The following is a 16,101-nucleotide window of genomic DNA, read 5'->3' as shown; positions in this document are numbered from 1 at the left end:
CCGGTTCAGGTGAGCGTCATCTTCTCTAACTTTTACGAAGTGGCTAGTAATTGGAACACGCTGGCGGATGACTAGTTGCGTCGCGTCTAAGGCTGTAAAAATGCGGGTTCGGGCAACTTTTCGGGCGGGTAAGAATTGCCCGAAAGCTAACCTTTTTTCTCTTCCAGTTCGGTCCAACGGGCGATGAGGTTGTCGACGGCGAGTTGGGCCTCGTCGAGTTCCGCTTGCGCGGTGATCAGGCGAGCAGCATCGGTCTGAATGGCGGGATCCTCGAAAGCAGCGCGCTTTTGAGCGAGGAGAGCTTCGGCTTCCGCGATGCGCTGCTCGATGGTGGAGTACTCGCGAGCTTCGAGATACGAGAGTTTCTTCTTCGCGGGACCAGCAGTTTCGGGTGTCGGCTCCTTCGCTTTGCGTGGAGTCTTTGCTTCGCGGGACTCGCGGATCCATTGTTCCCACTGCTGGTAGTCGGCGAAGTGTCCAGTACCACCTTGACCGTCAAGGCCGATCACGGTGGTGGACACGCGGTCGAGCAGATATCGGTCGTGCGTAACAAGGACGAGAGCGCCGCGAAATTCGAGCAGGCTTTCTTCCAGAATTTCAAGGGTAGGAATGTCGAGATCGTTCGTGGGCTCGTCGAGAAGGAGCACGTCAGCGCGCTGAAGCATCAGCTTGGCGATCAAGACACGGGCGCGTTCGCCGCCGGAGAGACGTCCGACCGGCTGGTTCAACTGCTCGCTCGTGAAAAGGAATCGCGACGCCCAGGACGCGACGTGAATGACACGGTCCTGGTAAACGACAGAGTCGCTATCCGGGGCGAGGGACCGGCGGAGAGTAAGGTCGGGATCAAGTTGGCGTGTCTGGTCGAAATAGACGATCTGCAACGCTGGCGCTTTTTTGATGGTGCCGGAACTTGGGGAGAGCTCCCCGTTGAGCAAGCGGAGGAGAGTTGTTTTACCGCTGCCGTTCGGACCCACAAGGCCGACGCGAGTTCCCGCGGTGATGACGAAATCCAGGTTGCGGAAGAGAGGGCGATCGCCAATTTCGTAGGACACGCCTTCAAGTTCGATCAGCCGTTTGGTCTTACGCTCGGTGGCGCTGAAGTCGATGTCGGCGGTGGCAGTGCGAGTGCGCGCATTGAGATCGGCAAGTTCGGTGATGAGTTCGTTTGCCTTATCAATGCGCGCTTTCGACTTGGTAGTGCGTGCCTTCGGCCCGCGACGCAGCCACTCAATCTCACGGTGAACGCGATTTTCGAGCGCTTCCTGATGGCGTGCCTGTGCGTGCAGGAATTCTTCCTTGCGGGTAAGGAACTCGCTGTAGTTGCCGGCGACACGAAGGAGACCGTCGGGATAGGCCCGATTAAGTTCCGCCATCTGTGTGGCGACGTTCTCGAGGAAGTAGCGGTCGTGGCTGACAATCACAGAGGCGAACTGAGCCTGCTGCAAGAGTTCTTCAAGCCACTCGATCCCGGCGAGGTCGAGATGGTTCGTGGGCTCGTCGAGAAGGAGAATGTCGGGCGACTGGACGAGCGCTTCGGCGATCGCGAGACGCTTACGCCATCCGCCGGAGAGGGAGCTGGCATCGACATCGAAGTTGTCGAAGTCGGCGCGGCCAAGCGTTTCGGCAGTGCGGCTCTCCCATTCAGATTCGGGAACGCTGGCCTCCTGCAAGGCGCGGCGCATCACGGAACGTGGGGTGAGTCCGGAGGCGAAATCGGATTCCTGAGCGAGATAGCTCATTCGCGTACGCTTGCGGACGGCGACGTCGCCGGAATCGGGCGAGACGGATCCGGCAAGAATCTTCATCAACGTGGATTTTCCGGAGCCGTTGGGGCCGATGAGACCAATGCGGTCACCTTCGGAGACGGTGAAGGAGACGTCGCGGAAGAGCGTGGTGGCGCCAAAGGCTTTGGAGATTCCCTGAGCGTTGATGATGGGCGGCATCAGTTCGAGGATATCAATTAGATCGCCTGTCCGGCGCTAAAGCCGGAAGCCCAGGCCCACTGGAAGTTGAATCCACCGAGGTGCCCGGTGACGTCGACGACCTCGCCGATGAAGTAAAGGCCGGGTACTTTGCGCGATTCCATGGTCCTGGCGGAGAGTTCGTCGGTGTTCACGCCACCAGCCGTGACTTCGGCCTTGGCGTACCCTTCGGTGCCCTCGGGGACAATGGTCCAGTGGTGAAGATGGCGCTCGAAGTCGTCGAGCGCGGGATTGGTGAATTTGGCGGGTGGGTGGTTGTCCACGAATCGATCGGCGAAGCGATGCGGAAGGTCGGAGCGGAGGACTGACTTGAGTGAAGTCAGATCACGCTTTGCGGACTTGAGCCCGTCGGAGATACGACGGCTTGGCAGAAGGTCGATCGTAATCGGCTGCGATTCCTTCCAATATGAGGAGACCTGGAGCATAGCGGGGCCGCTCAGTCCGCGGTGGGTGATGAGGAGCTTTTCGCGAAACTGCTGGTGGTCAGCGGAGGCGATGACTTCGGTGGCGACTCCGGCGAGGTCGCACCAGAGCTTGCGATCGGTGGCATTGAGGACAAACGGCACAAGCGCGGGGCGAGTGGGGACGATCTTAAGATCGAACTGCCGAGCGACATCGTAGCCGAACGAGGTGGCACCGATTTTCGGGATGGAAAGCCCACCGGTTGCGATGACGAGTGCGGGCGCGCGGAATTCCCGGGAGTCGGTACGGATGACGTAGAGGCTGGGCCGCGTTATTTCGACGATCTTCTGCTTCGGGATGATCTGCACGTGAGCACGGCGACACTCTTCCTCCAGCATGGTGAGGATGTCGTGCGCGGACTGGTCGCAAAACAGTTGTCCGAGCGTCTTCTCGTGAAAGGGAACCCGATGACGCTTGACGAGATCGATGAAATCCGACGGTGTGTAGCGCGCGAGGGCTGACTTCGCGAAATGCGGGTTGTTGGACAGGAAGTTTTCTGGGCGACAGTGGATGTTAGTGAAGTTGCAGCGCCCGCCGCCGGAGATGAGGATCTTCTTGCCGATGCGGTCAGCGTGGTCGAGGACGGCGACGCGACGTCCTCGCTGGCCGGCTTCGATGGCGCACATGAGTCCGGCGGCGCCTGCGCCGATGATGATGGCGTCGAAGAGTTGAGGATCGTTTGCGATGAATTGATTTTATTCGAAGCAATAAAGAAGGCGGGCGCACGGCCCGCCTCGCGAGGTCCCGATCGGATTACCGGGAAGCTTGCTCCAGTCGCTTGTTGATCTCGTCCCAATTGACGACGTTCCACCACGCCTTGAGGTACTCGGCGCGACGGTTCTGATACTTGAGATAGTAGGCGTGCTCCCAGACATCGTTGCCCATGATGGGGAAGTTGCCGTCGGAGAGGGGATTGTCCTGGTTTGCGGTGCTGGTGATTTCGAACTTGCCCGCGCTGGTGCGAACCAGCCATGCCCATCCGCTGCCGAAGCGCTTCACGCCGGCGTCATTGAATTTTTCCTGGAAGGCTGCGAGCCCACCGAGGCCTTTGATCACGTCGGCAATTTTGCCGGTAGGTTCACCGCCGCCATTGGGCTTCATGATGGCCCAGAACATGGTGTGGTTGTAGTGGCCACCGCCGTTGTTGCGAACCGCAGTGCGGACGGCTTCCGGAACCGAATTTAGGTTCTTCAGGATGTCGTCTACGGATTTCTTCTGCCAGTCGGCATGATCTTTCAACGCGTTGTTCAGGTTATCTACGTACGCCTGGTGATGCTTGTCGTGATGCAGATGCATGGTCTGCTCGTCGATGTAGGGTTCCAGAGCGTTGTAGGCATAAGGCAGAGGTGGTACTTCAAAAGCCATTCGTTTTCTTTCCTCCGAGTAAGGCTTGTGTCCTTAACCGCTTGTCAACTAGTGAAAGAGATGCGTTGGCGTGGATCGCGATGCGAAAAAACGAGAGACGATCCATGCCAGTCCCACTTTGGAACTGATGGTACAACGCGACGAAGGTGATGTGTAGGGCGGGAGGAATTAGCACCACTGCTTGTGCAGAAGGTAAGGTATTTGTCTGTGACGGCGGTCATAAAAGTAAATAGTTGATGAAAATCCAGTAACTCCCGTTGGCTTTGAAAATCAGCTGTGTTCTAATTCAGGTGCCCTGTTTCCCATGACTAACAGCGATATTTTCCCGGAGATAGCAAACCGGTGATGACGCTTGAGGTCCGCTGAGCGCCGAGTCGCGCCAGATCACTTGTCGGCAAATTAAGGATCCAGGTCTGCGGAAATGGGAAAGTTCTGCATTTGCGAGGTCACCGGGAGCGCTTCATGTTCTCTACAGTTCAGAAACAAATTGCGACGCGAACAGGCGGTTTTCTCCTGCTTGCCTGTTTTCTAATTCTCAGTACATCGGGATTGTTTGCACAGACCGCTGGTTTTGGCAGCATCTCGGGCGTGGTACAAGATTCCACCGGCGCTGTGGTAGGCGCCGCGAAAGTGGTAGTTGAAAATTCATCCAAAGGTATCCGCCGCGAGATGGAAACGACGGATGCAGGCGTGTTCAACGCGGGTAACCTGGTTCCCGCGGACGGATACACCATCAAGATCAGCAAGCAGGGATTCGCGGATTACGTTGCGAAGGACGTGACCCTGCAAGTCGGACAGAACATAAACCTGATGCCGACGTTGAAGATTGGCAGCGCGGGAACCGAGATATCGGTTACCGGCGAAGCTCCAGTGGTTGATACGGCGAAATCGAGCGTATCGACGGTTGTGGGCAGCCGCCAAATTCTCGAGCTTCCCATTAACGGCCGCCGCGTTGACGCATTTGTGGCATTGACGCCCGGTGTTTCAAACGACGGCAACTTCGGTCTGCTCTCATTCCGCGGAAACCCCGGCGGAAATACATTCCTTACCGACGGTATCGACACGACGAACGCGTACTACGGCGAGAACGCCGGCCGTACGCGCACCTATAACATTTCGCAGGACGCGGTACAGGAATTCCAGGTAGTCAGCGCGAACTATGCGGCGGAATTCGGCAAGGCCGCGGGTGGCGTAGTGAATACCGTGACCCGCTCGGGAAGCAATAGCTTCCATGGCAGTGCGTACGAGTTCTACCGCAACCGCACGCTGCACGCGACGGACTACACGACCAAGACCAGTTCGACCGGTCTGTATCCAAACGGAATTAACCCTCCGGAATGGCGTCACCAGGCCGGCCTGAGCGTCGGCGGCCCCATCGTGAAGGACAAGCTGTTCTTCTTCTTCAACGGCGAATTGTTCCGCCGCAATGCTCCGCTGGTTTCTTCGAACATCGGTGCAGGCTCCGGGAACAACGTTTTTGACGGCGCAGGAAATGTCAAGACTGCACAGCGGTGCGTCCCAGGTGGAACGGTGACGTTGCCGAGTGGCGTGTCAGTGCCAGGTCCCACTCAGGCGCAGTGTGATGCGGCGACGTCTTACGCCACGAGCCGCGTGGTTCCGCAGTTGGTTCCGCGCACCATGGACAACAACATGTTGTTCGCCAAGGTTGACTGGCACCCGACAGACAAGGATTCCATCAGCTTCAGTGGCAATTACCTGGACTTCCGTTCCCCGAACGGCATTCAGACCCAGCTTTCACTGACGAACGGAAACGGAATCGGCAACAACGCCGACACGAACGTCTTCGATCGCACCGGGCGCGCGAGTTGGACTCGCATTGTGACTCCGAACTCAATCAATGAATTCCGGTTCGGAATTTTCAAGGATCGGCAGTATGACCCGGCATCGGCGAGCCTGTTGCCGACGTTCGGTTCTGCGGGACCCTCGCCGGCTGCATTGACGGTGAACGGTGTTTCGAACCTGGGCTACGCAACGAACTATCCGCGCCTGAACCCCAGCGAACTCCGGGTGCAGTTTGCGGACAACTACTCGTGGACGGTCAACAAGCACACGCTTAAGTTTGGTGTTGATATCTCGCACCTGACGGATTACGTTGACGCGCTCTATGGGCAGTTTCCTTCGTACACTTACAACTCATTGACCCACCTGGCGCTGGACATCAACGGCGGAACGACGGTCGGTAACCAGGCATACTCGGCATACTCGCAGACGACCGGAAACCGGGTGATTGACTTCGGGATGTGGGAAACGTCGTTCTATGCCCAGGATGACTGGCGCATTACTCCGAAGTTGACGTTGAGCCCTGGTATCCGCGTTGAGCACACGGGTATTCCGCAACCGGAAACCTGCAATCCGAGGTTCCCGAAGACTTGCAGAATTCCCGAGAACAGCAACACGAACTTCGCACCGCGTTTAGGCTTTGCCTACGCGCTGGATGAGAAGACGGCACTCCGCGGCGGTTACGGCTTGTTCAACAACCGGTACATCACGTCCACAATCCAGAACCTGTTCGTGACGAACGGCGCGTACCAGTACTCGTACTCGTACTCCGGTACGAGCATCAATCCGACGACACTGGCGTGCTTGCCATCGTTCCCGACAGCAAACCCGGAGACTTGGCAACCGAGTGGAAGCTGCGCCCGGAACCTGAGCCCCGGAATTTTGTGGGCTGGTGACGACTACCGTCCATCGTATTCGCAGCAGGCAAACATCGCGTTGGAGCACGAACTTGTAAAGAACGTCAGCATTTCGATGTCTTACGTTTGGAGCCGTTCGCTGCACCTTCCGGTCAGCTACGACACCAACGTGCTGGCGCCGACGACGAGCAGGACTTATCAGATCCTGAGCAACAGCAGCACCTCCAGCGCAGTTGCAAGTACCTACACGATCCCTGTCTACACCTCATTCAACCCGGTTTATACCTTTAACGGCTCGCAGTACACCGGCCGCGTGAGCGAGTTGGAGTCCTCTGCCAACAGCTACTACAACGCCATGCTGACGAACGTGAAGTTCCGTCGCTGGAACTGGTTCCAGGGTGATGTGTCCTACACCTGGGGTCACACCATCGACTGGGGCGTGGGTTTTGCTCCGACTTTCGGAAGCACTACGCCGTCTTCGTTCTACAACCGGGACTACCGCGCGGATAAGGCGTCGAGCACGCTGGACCGCCGTCACAACCTGGTCTTCAACTACGTTTTCGCCCCGAAGTTCATGTCGGGCGACAGCGCAGTTGCCAAGTACCTGGTGAATGGCTGGCAGCTTTCGGGTGTGACGCTGTTTGCTTCGTCGCAGCCGCAGGTTCCAACCATCAGCGGCAGCACGCCGGGACTGCTGACCACGTTCAGCATCAACGGACTTGGTGGCAGCAGCCGTGTACCGTTTGTTTCGGCTGACTCGCTGAACATCGGCCCCGTGTACCGCACGGATGCTCGTATCACGAAGACCTTCCCGATCACCGAGCGCGTGAACGTAATGATGGGCTTCGAAGCGTTCAACGTGTTCAACACGCTGATCACGAGCGGCCGCGACACGGCGATGTACGCGGTTTCACGCCCGACTACGGGACCGAACGCTGGCCTGTATGTGCTGGCACCGCGTCCATCGTTTGGCGCGATTTCGACGACCCAGATCACGCCGGACGGAACTACCGCCCGCCGTGCACAGGCGTTGATCCGCATCAACTTCTAACCTGTAATCTGATTTAGCTAAGTGCCGGACACCGAAAGGTGTCCGGTTTTTTTGCGGAAGATTTCCGTTTTGTAACATCAGAGTTGCACCTTAGCTCCGGATTTCGCATCTAAACTTAAACGCGATGAAAGCCTATCGTTCTCTGCGGTCGAACCTGACTACGCTGATCGGCATTGTGATCTGTGCCTGGGGCGCAGTGATGCTTTGCCTCTTCTTCCGTGTTCAACACACGAAGGCGATGTTGCCGATGCTGCCGATAGCATTCCTCGTCCTGGTGATCCTGGTGGCGATGCGATGTGGAATTTCGGCGGGCGTACTGGGATCGATTGTCTCGGCGCTGATCTTCGCTGTCTTTTTATATCAACCATTGGGAAGCGTGGAGGTCGCCGACAAAGCTGCCCGGTCCACCCTCGGGTGGATGGTACTTGGCGGATTAACGCTGTCGTACTTGCTGGGACAAAAGTCCGGGACGCAGCACCACGGCTAGTCTGCGGCCGTCTCCTGCTGATGCTGCTCTTCCACACTGGGTAAATCTGCTGCTGCTTTTTTCTGCTGCTCTGCCCATCCCGGCAGCCGTGTGGAGCCAGTTATCAGTCGGGCTGAACGTTGATAGGTGAAGTAAGCCCATCCCCATTCGATCAGCACCAGTAATCGATTCCGGAATCCCACCAAATACATGAGGTGGACGAACAGCCACATCAGCCAGGCGATAAAGCCGGAGAAATGCAGGCGGCCGAGATCGGCCACGGCGGCACCGCGCCCGATGGTCGCCATAGTGCCCTTGTCGTGGTAGCGGAAATTCTCGCGCGGCTTGTTGTCGAGATCGCGGCCGATATTGCGCGCCACATGTCGGCCCTGCTGCATGGCAACCGGAGCGAGTCCCGGCAAGGGGAATTTCTCGCCTTCGGGCGTGAAGTTCGCGAGATCACCAATCACGAATACTTCCGGATGTTCGGGGACGCTAAGGTCCTGATTGACGATGACGCGGCCTGGTTTATCGAGCGGTACGCCGAGAGCTTTTCCCAATGGAGACGCGGCCACGCCCGCGGCCCACAGCGTGACAGTCGAAGGAAAAATCTTGTCGCCGACATTTACGTGACCCGGTTGGATGTCGCTGACAACGGCTCCGGCCATAACTTCGACGCCGAGATGTCGCAATTGTTTCTCGGCACTGGCCGACAGGTCTTCTGGGTAATGCGGCAGGATGCGGTTGTTGCCTTCGATGAGAAGGATGCGAGTGTCGCGAGGATTGATCCAGTCGAAGTCGGACGCGATGGTGTTACGCGCAATCTCAGCAAGTGTTCCGGCGAGTTCAACACCAGTGGGTCCGCCACCAACGATGACGAAGTGTACAGGCTCGGCGTGTCCGGTCATGGCCGCCTTGCGTTCCGCGAGTTCAAAGGCGAGCAGCACGCGACGACGGATTTCGGTGGCATCTTCAATGCTTTTCAGGCCGGGCGCGAGTTCCGCCCACTCCGGATGTGCGAAGTAAGAGTGCGTTGCGCCGGTGGCGACGACGAGGTAGTCGTACGTGACAGGCGCGCCATCGCGGATGTGCACCTGTTTCGCCTCGAGATCAAAACCGACGACTTCGCCCAGAAGAACGCGAAGGCGCTTGCAATTTTTCAGAATTCCACGGATGGGAGCAGCAATCTCGCCGGGAGACAGTCCGGCCGTTGCGACCTGGTACAGAAGTGGCTGAAAGGTATGGTGGTTCTTGCGGTCGATGACAGTGATGTTGACAGGAAGTTTCGCGAGCTTTACAGCCGCGTTCAATCCGCCAAAACCGCCTCCGATGATGACGACCTCAGGAATCCTGCTTGCCATCCAAATAGCCCCCTCACTCTCACCTTTAGGATGAGATGGAGTAACCCGACGGTTCGTTATTTGTGACCCCCGCCCTTGAGGACATCCAGATGCGGTGTTATGTTCGTAAGCCGTCCAAATCGGCCCTCTATGCCAACCAACGATCCTGCTGCTCCTTCGGTCATAACAAGCATCGTCATCGCCACTGATTTTTCACCCGCATCCGATGCCGCGGTCGCGTACTCGCTCGGAATCGCGCGACGCAATCACGCGAAGGTACTTCTGCTGCATGTGGTCAGCGACACGTTCTTTACTGATGAGACAGAACAAAGAGCGATCGATGACGCATGGCGTGAAGGGCACCGGCGGATGACCGAGCATTTCATCTCGGGACGGCTGGATGGGATTGAGGCGAAGCTACTCGTTGAAAAAGGAAGTATCGTTTCGGTGCTGGAGCGATTGGTAGAGGAGCGCAAGGCGGATCTGCTGGCTGTCGGCACGCGCGGCCGAAGCCGTATTGGCAAGCTGTTCCTGGGTTCGACCGCGGAATCAATCTTTCGCAATGCGCGGTGTCCGGTGCTGACGGTGGGACCGCGTATGTCGCTGGAGGTGTCTCGTCCCGAAGGTCCGGCGCGGATCCTGTTTTGCACAGGGTTCAGCAAACATTCGCTCCAGGCCGGTGAGTTGGCCGTTCGTTTCGCTGAAGTCCAAAGGGCGGAGATCATTCTGCTGCACGTTGGTCCGGAAGAAGAGGCCAGCAACCAGGAGTACATGCAGAGCGCGATGGCAAAGCTTCAGTCAGTCGTTCCTGCGGGCGTAAAACTGGATACGCCGCCGAAGACGATGGTTCAGTTCGGAACAGCGTCGGAGAAGATCGTGGCTGCAGCTACAGAGTTGCAGGTGCAACTGATCGTGCTGGGAGTGCGGCAACCGGAGGCATTCGTTCGGCGCCTGCTATGGGCCACTGCGTACGATGTCGTTAGTAATGCGCCCTGTCCGGTCCTGACGGTTCGCAGTAGTCATGCGGAAGACTAGGTGTGCTAGCATCCGAAAAGAGACTTCCTACAAGGATTCGAACTGATTGCCCCAATGTTCACAGTGTGGCCGTGAACTGACTTCCACCACAACGGAGTCGATTTGCGAAAGCTGCCGGCAGCGGGATTTTGCCGTTCACGCGGAACAATCGGCTGAGCAGGAACCACAACAACGGTTCGTAATCACCAACATACTACTGGGGATCAATATCGGGGTCTTCGCCCTGATGGTGCTGCGAGGTGTGCCTGTATGGACGCCCAATGCCGACCAGGTGGTCCACTGGGGCGCGAATTTCGGCCCACTGACGCTAGGCACCCAGCCGTGGCGTCTGCTGACGAACGTATTTCTGCATCTCGGCATCGTTCACCTGATCACAAATATGTGGGCGTTGCTGGTGCTGGGCCGGTTGGCGGAAGCACTTTACCGGCGCAAGAGTTTCCTGTTCGTCTACCTGGCGTCGGGAATTGCGGGTAGCCTCGCTTCGACATTCTGGAATCCGATTGGCGTAAGCGCCGGAGCCTCGGGAGCGCTCTTCGGATTGGCGGGAGCGTTGATTGCAACGCTGATCGCCGGAAAGTTGCCACTGCCGAAGAAGGCGGTGCGTCCGGTACTGCTGACCTTGCTGTTCTGGGCGGCCCTCGATCTGGCGTACGGATTCTGGAAAACCGGTGTCGATAACGCGGCGCATGTCGGCGGCCTCATTGCGGGTGCGGCACTGGGTTATGCGCTGGGACATCACCTCGGTCCGGGGCCGAAGGAACATCTGGCACGGCAGAAGGTCTATTCGGCAATGGTGCTGGTGCTGGCTCTATTTGGCTTCATCACGCTGCAGCACAACGGGTATGTTGTCGGTGCTGAAAGAGCGCGCGTCTTGATGACGGCAAACAAAAATGATGAAGCTATCGCCGTGTTGAGACCTGTGATCGAGAAGGCGCCGAAAGAGATTTTTCCGCGGATGTTGATGGCGGACCTGCTGATACGCAAGTCGCAGTTCGAAGGCGCTGAATCGGAGTTGAAATCTGCGCTTCAGGTTGGGCCGAAGAACGGCCAGGTTTGGGCGAAGCTGGCGGAAGTCCAAATGAAGCAGCAACGATGGGAAGACGCAGCGGCTTCCTTCAAGCGAGCAGCCGAACTGACCAAGGACAACGGTTATTTCTGGTACAACAGCGGAGTCGCGTATCGGCAGAGTGACCGTCACGAAGACGCTGTGAAGATGTTCCAAACGGCGGTCTCGAAAAACCCGTACCTCGTGGACGCGTGGTTTGCGATGGGCATCTCACTGCTGAACCTGAAGAAGAATCCTGAAGGAATACAGGCCTTGCAAAAGGCGGTGCAGTTACGTCCCAATGACGCTGAAATCCATCTGTGGCTGGGAAATGCATTACTGGCGTCGGGAAAAGAGCAGGAGGCGCAAGGAGAATTCTTGCGGGCCTTCCAAATCCGCGCAGCGCAGCAACGGGCCATTCAACAGCAGCAGCAAATGATGAGGCAGCGGCAGCAGGGCGCCAGTCCTGGCCGGAAGCAGTAGCGTTTCCTTATTCGACAGGCAGATCGAGAACGCAGGAGCGCAGAACCTCGCGTGCGGTGTCCGAGAGTGCGACGAACTCGAAGCCGTAACGACGGCCCTCGTTGTAGCGCAATTCGGCATGAACCACGATGCTGTCCGACGTTTCCGGCAGCCCCACCGACAACAGCACGTTACGATCACTTTCAATATCGTCGTCGAGGTCGGCGGCAAGACCGTATTCACTCAGGTTGCAGCACTTTCCGCTGACGGTGATGGGACGCGAATTCGCGAACGCCAGAACCTTTACAGGCGCGAGAAGCTGACCGCGTAGCGTAGCGCGTAAACGGTTGTCTTCCACCGGTTCGACGACTTCTACCTCGAGATCCGTGGGGTTATCGTTGTCTGGAACCGGTGCTGCTTCTGGAGCCGGAGCAGGTGGTGGCGGCGGTGGCGCAGGCGGTTCATCAGGCACGATCGAACGCGCGACGACCCACTCAAGCAACGCGGTCTTCATGGAATCCGTCATCAAGTCGAAACGAAGTCCGGTGCGGCCGGTCGGGTGATACCAGGTTACTGAACACTTTGCTTCCACGGAGGTGGTTGTATCGGGCAGTGTGAACTTGACCTGGACGTTTTGTCCGCGTTTGAGCCGCGCCGTGGATTCGATCATGGCTCCACCCTGGGTCAGGTCGCGCAGGGTGGCCTGCCGCACCGTGCCAGTATCGAGCTTGAGGATCACCTCAGCGAAAGCGGGGTGACGGAACTGCGAGCGCTGCTCGCGCATCATGAGGCCATGCGCCGCCTTGAGCGTGCGCTTTACCTTTTCGACGGCAATCGGTCGTTGCAGCACGAAGTGGGCGCCAAGATCGAAAGCGACACTCACTTTGACGGCGGTGTCGCTGAGCGCAAACACGATGGAACGCTGGTTGTGCTTCGATTTCCGAACCGATTTCAGGAGAGATGCCCCTTCTGGTTCTGCACACTCGCTGAAGAACGCGTCGTACTTGCGGCTCCACAGCCGCTTCTGGGCCTGCGCGAAATCCGTTACATGTTCGGATTGAATGTCGAACTCGGACAATAACAGCTTCAGAATCCGAACAGTGCGGTCATCATGGCTGAAGATAAGGGAAGAAAGACCCATGGCGTCCTTGTCACAACAGAATAGTGCACCGGATTTTGTGACGATAGCGACTAATTGGGTACTTCGGACACGCCAACTTACGGCAGCATCTCGCGATTCTGGGACGAAAGGGGAAACTTTTACTTTCCGGCGGAATCCACTACAGTATTGAAGAGTTTCCGATCGCTGCGGCCTAAAGCAACGCCATGGGCGCAGTGACGGTGCCGGAGATCCGGCCGAGGGTGCGAAGGGAAACCTTCCCGCCTCCCGTTTGGAAAGGAAACGCTGGCCTTTCGCGTCGGTTTTCTTTGTAGCGACCGCGCCTCGTGTCTTTTCCGCGCAGTTTCGTTCGACATACTGGTATGAGCATTGTTGAAATCCCGCGCGTGGAAACGTCCCGCCTCATCGACAAGTACGGGCGCCTGATCACCGATCTGCGCATCGCCATTACAGACAGGTGCAATTACCGGTGTGTGTATTGCCGGACTGGGAATGATGGAGCGCAATTTCCGGAGCTGCCGTTTTCGGAGTACCTGCGCATGGCGCGACTGTTCGTCCGTCAGGGGATCGAGAAGATCCGACTGACTGGCGGCGAACCGTTGTTACGGAACGGGATCATTGAATTTGTGCGAGAACTCAGCCGGTTGAGAACGATTGACGGCAGGGAACTCGACATTGCCATTACCACGAATGGGCATCTGCTGGCGGAAATGGCGAAGCCGCTGAAAGATGCGGGACTGCGGCGGGTGACGGTCAGTATGGATGCGGTCGACCCGGCGAAATTCGCGCGCATCACGCGAGTGGAACGAGGTTACGAAAACGTGGTGGCAGGTATCCGCGAAGCCAAGCGCATCGGCCTTGAACCGGTGAAGGTGAATTGCGTGTTGCTGCGCGGCTTCAATGAAGACCAGATCGTTGAGTTCGGCAAGTTCGCGCGGGAAGAGGGAGTCGTCGTCCGGTTCATCGAGTTCATGCCGCTCGAAGAGGACAGAGTGTGGTCGCCGGAGGTGGTGGTCACGCTGGATGAGATTGTACGGGCGATGGCGGAGAAGTTCGTGCCTTTGGTAGAGATCGAGCGCGGTCGCAGTGAGACGGCGAGACGCTATCGTTTTGCCGATGGCCTGGGAGAGATAGGCATTGTAGCGCCAGTGTCCTTGCCGTTTTGCGGGCATTGCAGTCGGGTGAGACTGACGAGCGATGGCAAGATCCGGACGTGTTTGTTTTCAGTGATCGAGCACGATCTGTATCAGCGCATGCGGCGGGGAGATGATGACGAGCAACTCTCGGAATACATCCGCGGAGTTGTGATGCAAAAGGAAGCGCGACATCATATCGGAGAGCCAGACTTTGTGCCGGCGTCGAGGACGATGGTACACATCGGGGGATAGATCCGAGGCGTTAAAAAAGAAGTCCAGGAGCTATGTGCTCCTGGATTTTCTGTTGACGGTTGACTTTATGCGGCAGTGGAAACCTTCTGGGACAACTTCCTTCCGAGGAAATCAAGGATTTTCCCACTGATCTCGCGGTGATGGGTTTCAAGCGCGAAGTGGCCGGTGTCGAAAAAGCTTATTTCGGCATCAGGCACGTCCCGAAGAAACGCTTCCGCACCCGGCGGAATAAAGAGCGGATCGTTCTTTCCCCATACCGCCAGAACTGGCGGACGTTTCGTCCGGAAGTATTCCTGGAACGCAGGGTACAAAGCAACGTTGCTTGCGTAATCAAGGAATAAGTCGAGTTGGATGTCGTCCTGGCCGGGACGGTCGAGTAAAGCCGCGTCCAGAGCGTAGCTTTCAGGAGCAATCAAGCTCTCATCCTTAACACCGAATACGTATTGGAATTTCACACCTTCGAAATGGAGGAAGTCCTTCAGCGCCGCGCGATTTTCGGGCGTCGGATCGCTCCAGTACTTCTGGATGGGATTCCACGCATCGCTTAGACCTTCAAGGTAGGCGTTCCCGTTTTGCGTGATGATAGCCGTGATTCGCTCGGGATGAGCCAGGGCGAGGCGCAGGCCGACGGGAGCACCATAGTCAAAGACGTAGATCGCAAACTGCTTAAGCGCAACCGTCTGCGTAAACGCGTCGATCTCTTTCGTAAGATTGGCGAAGTTATATTGGAAGTTGACGCGCTCGGGAGCATCGGAAAAGCCGAAGCCAGGAAGATCAGGCGCAATGACGTGGTACTTTTCCGCAAGAGCCGGAATCAGATTGCGGTACATGTGAGAAGAGCTGGGAAAGCCGTGGAGCAGGAGGATGTTAGGGGCGTCCTTCGGACCGGCTTCGCGGTAGAAGATCTTGCGGTTATTCACATTCGCGAACTGATAGCGGATCATGGTTCTCCTTTTGCGACGCACACGAGAGTTTAGGAAAGCGCGTCACTTCTGGAGTAGATTGCACTAACCTGTAAAAAGATACATTATCGGTTATAATAATTTTGGGATCGAGTTATGGCGAAAATGCAGAACGAAGCTTCCGAGCAACGCGATGGGTTTTTCTTTCTCGGAAACCATCTTGCTTTGGATTTCCTGAATACCAAGCCGGTGTTGGATGAAGTAGCTACGGAGCTTCTGCCGGATTTGGCTTCGATCCTCCGCTGGTTTGTGTCTGCGGGACTGCTAACGCAGAACGAAGCAAACTCTTTGCTGAAAGAGTGTGACGGGAGCGCCTCCGCGAAAGCTGCGGTACAAACGATTCGTGATTTTCGGGAGAAACTGCGGAAGGTGGTAGCCGGATGGGAGACGGGGGAGCGCATTCCTCGTCGATTCCTGGAGGAACTGAATTCGCACATGGTGGATTATCCGCTACTTCACAGGGTTGCCATAGAACGCGAGCGATCAGACCTCGAGATCTGGTTCAGGCCCAGCAGACCCGAGTCACTCATCGGACCGCTTGCTTATGAGGCCGCGAAACTACTCACCCAAGAGGATTCAGCGAAGGTTCGGCAGTGCGGCGGATGTGTGCTGCATTTTCTGGACATCAGCAAGAAAGGCACGCGTCATTGGTGCAGCATGAGATTCTGCGGGAATCGCAATAAGGCAGCGGCGTTTGCGGCGAGGCAGCGGGCGGCGCGGTGATTGAGGTAACTTGCCCGCTGCTGTCGAAACAGTGCACAATAAC

Annotated in this window: 12 protein-coding genes and 1 riboswitch; of the genes, 6 read left to right on the top strand and 6 right to left on the bottom strand. The window is 57.2% G+C overall.

Annotation, left to right across the window (positions count from 1 at the left end; all coding sequences use genetic code 11):
• Nucleotides 1–146 precede the first annotated feature (146 nt).
• The 3 genes from VN577_17685 to VN577_17675 form a co-directional block, all read right to left on the bottom strand.
• On the bottom strand, nucleotides 147–1,943 hold the full coding sequence (locus tag VN577_17685) for an ABC-F family ATP-binding cassette domain-containing protein (GenBank protein HWR16662.1): 1,797 nt from the start codon (nucleotides 1,941–1,943) through the stop codon (nucleotides 147–149).
• Nucleotides 1,944–1,960: 17 nt separating this feature from the next.
• Nucleotides 1,961–3,094, bottom strand: coding sequence for an NAD(P)/FAD-dependent oxidoreductase (locus VN577_17680; GenBank protein HWR16661.1), 1,134 nt, complete (start codon nucleotides 3,092–3,094; stop codon nucleotides 1,961–1,963).
• A 103-nt stretch (nucleotides 3,095–3,197) separates the two neighbouring features.
• The gene (locus VN577_17675) at nucleotides 3,198–3,809 is read right to left on the bottom strand and encodes a superoxide dismutase (protein HWR16660.1); all 612 of its coding nucleotides are present in this window, start codon (nucleotides 3,807–3,809) and stop codon (nucleotides 3,198–3,200) included.
• Nucleotides 3,810–4,271: 462 nt separating this feature from the next.
• Between VN577_17675 and VN577_17670 the strand changes: the two genes are divergently transcribed.
• A complete protein-coding gene (locus tag VN577_17670; protein ID HWR16659.1) occupies nucleotides 4,272–7,517 on the top strand; it encodes a TonB-dependent receptor in 3,246 nt (1,081 codons plus the stop codon).
• 124 nt (nucleotides 7,518–7,641) lie between these two features.
• On the top strand, nucleotides 7,642–8,004 hold the full coding sequence (locus VN577_17665; protein HWR16658.1) for a DUF4118 domain-containing protein: 363 nt from the start codon (nucleotides 7,642–7,644) through the stop codon (nucleotides 8,002–8,004).
• Here the strand turns inward: VN577_17665 and VN577_17660 are convergent.
• Nucleotides 8,001–9,344 carry an NAD(P)/FAD-dependent oxidoreductase gene (locus VN577_17660; GenBank protein ID HWR16657.1) on the bottom strand — a complete coding sequence of 448 codons (1,344 nt, stop codon included), beginning with the start codon at nucleotides 9,342–9,344 and terminating at the stop codon, nucleotides 8,001–8,003. The two genes, VN577_17665 and VN577_17660, sit on opposite strands and share 4 nt — an antisense overlap.
• A 129-nt stretch (nucleotides 9,345–9,473) precedes the next feature.
• On the opposite strand from VN577_17660, the gene VN577_17655 reads away from it, so the two are divergent.
• Both VN577_17655 and VN577_17650 read left to right on the top strand, forming a co-directional pair.
• The gene (locus VN577_17655; GenBank protein HWR16656.1) at nucleotides 9,474–10,358 is read left to right on the top strand and encodes a universal stress protein; all 885 of its coding nucleotides are present in this window, start codon (nucleotides 9,474–9,476) and stop codon (nucleotides 10,356–10,358) included.
• 46 nt (nucleotides 10,359–10,404) lie between these two features.
• A complete protein-coding gene (locus tag VN577_17650) occupies nucleotides 10,405–11,886 on the top strand; it encodes a rhomboid family intramembrane serine protease (GenBank protein ID HWR16655.1) in 1,482 nt (493 codons plus the stop codon).
• Between the two features lie 7 nt (nucleotides 11,887–11,893).
• On the opposite strand, the gene VN577_17645 is transcribed toward VN577_17650, so the two are convergent.
• A complete protein-coding gene (locus VN577_17645; protein HWR16654.1) occupies nucleotides 11,894–13,006 on the bottom strand; it encodes a PilZ domain-containing protein in 1,113 nt (370 codons plus the stop codon).
• Nucleotides 13,007–13,150: 144 nt separating this feature from the next.
• Nucleotides 13,151–13,283, top strand: a riboswitch (molybdenum cofactor riboswitch).
• Between the two features lie 64 nt (nucleotides 13,284–13,347).
• Here VN577_17645 and moaA point away from each other — a divergent pair.
• The gene (gene moaA / locus VN577_17640) at nucleotides 13,348–14,373 is read left to right on the top strand and encodes a GTP 3',8-cyclase MoaA (GenBank protein HWR16653.1); all 1,026 of its coding nucleotides are present in this window, start codon (nucleotides 13,348–13,350) and stop codon (nucleotides 14,371–14,373) included.
• Between the two features lie 65 nt (nucleotides 14,374–14,438).
• Here moaA and VN577_17635 read toward each other — a convergent pair whose 3' ends face one another.
• Nucleotides 14,439–15,317 carry an alpha/beta hydrolase gene (locus tag VN577_17635; protein HWR16652.1) on the bottom strand — a complete coding sequence of 293 codons (879 nt, stop codon included), beginning with the start codon at nucleotides 15,315–15,317 and terminating at the stop codon, nucleotides 14,439–14,441.
• A 114-nt stretch (nucleotides 15,318–15,431) separates the two neighbouring features.
• On the opposite strand from VN577_17635, the gene VN577_17630 reads away from it, so the two are divergent.
• A complete protein-coding gene (locus VN577_17630) occupies nucleotides 15,432–16,058 on the top strand; it encodes an ABATE domain-containing protein (protein ID HWR16651.1) in 627 nt (208 codons plus the stop codon).
• The last annotated feature ends 43 nt before the right edge of the window (nucleotides 16,059–16,101 follow it).

Source organism: Terriglobales bacterium (assembly GCA_035561515.1).
GTDB lineage: Bacteria > Acidobacteriota > Terriglobia > Terriglobales > Acidobacteriaceae > DATMXP01.
This window is presented reverse-complemented; position numbering and strand designations above follow the sequence as displayed.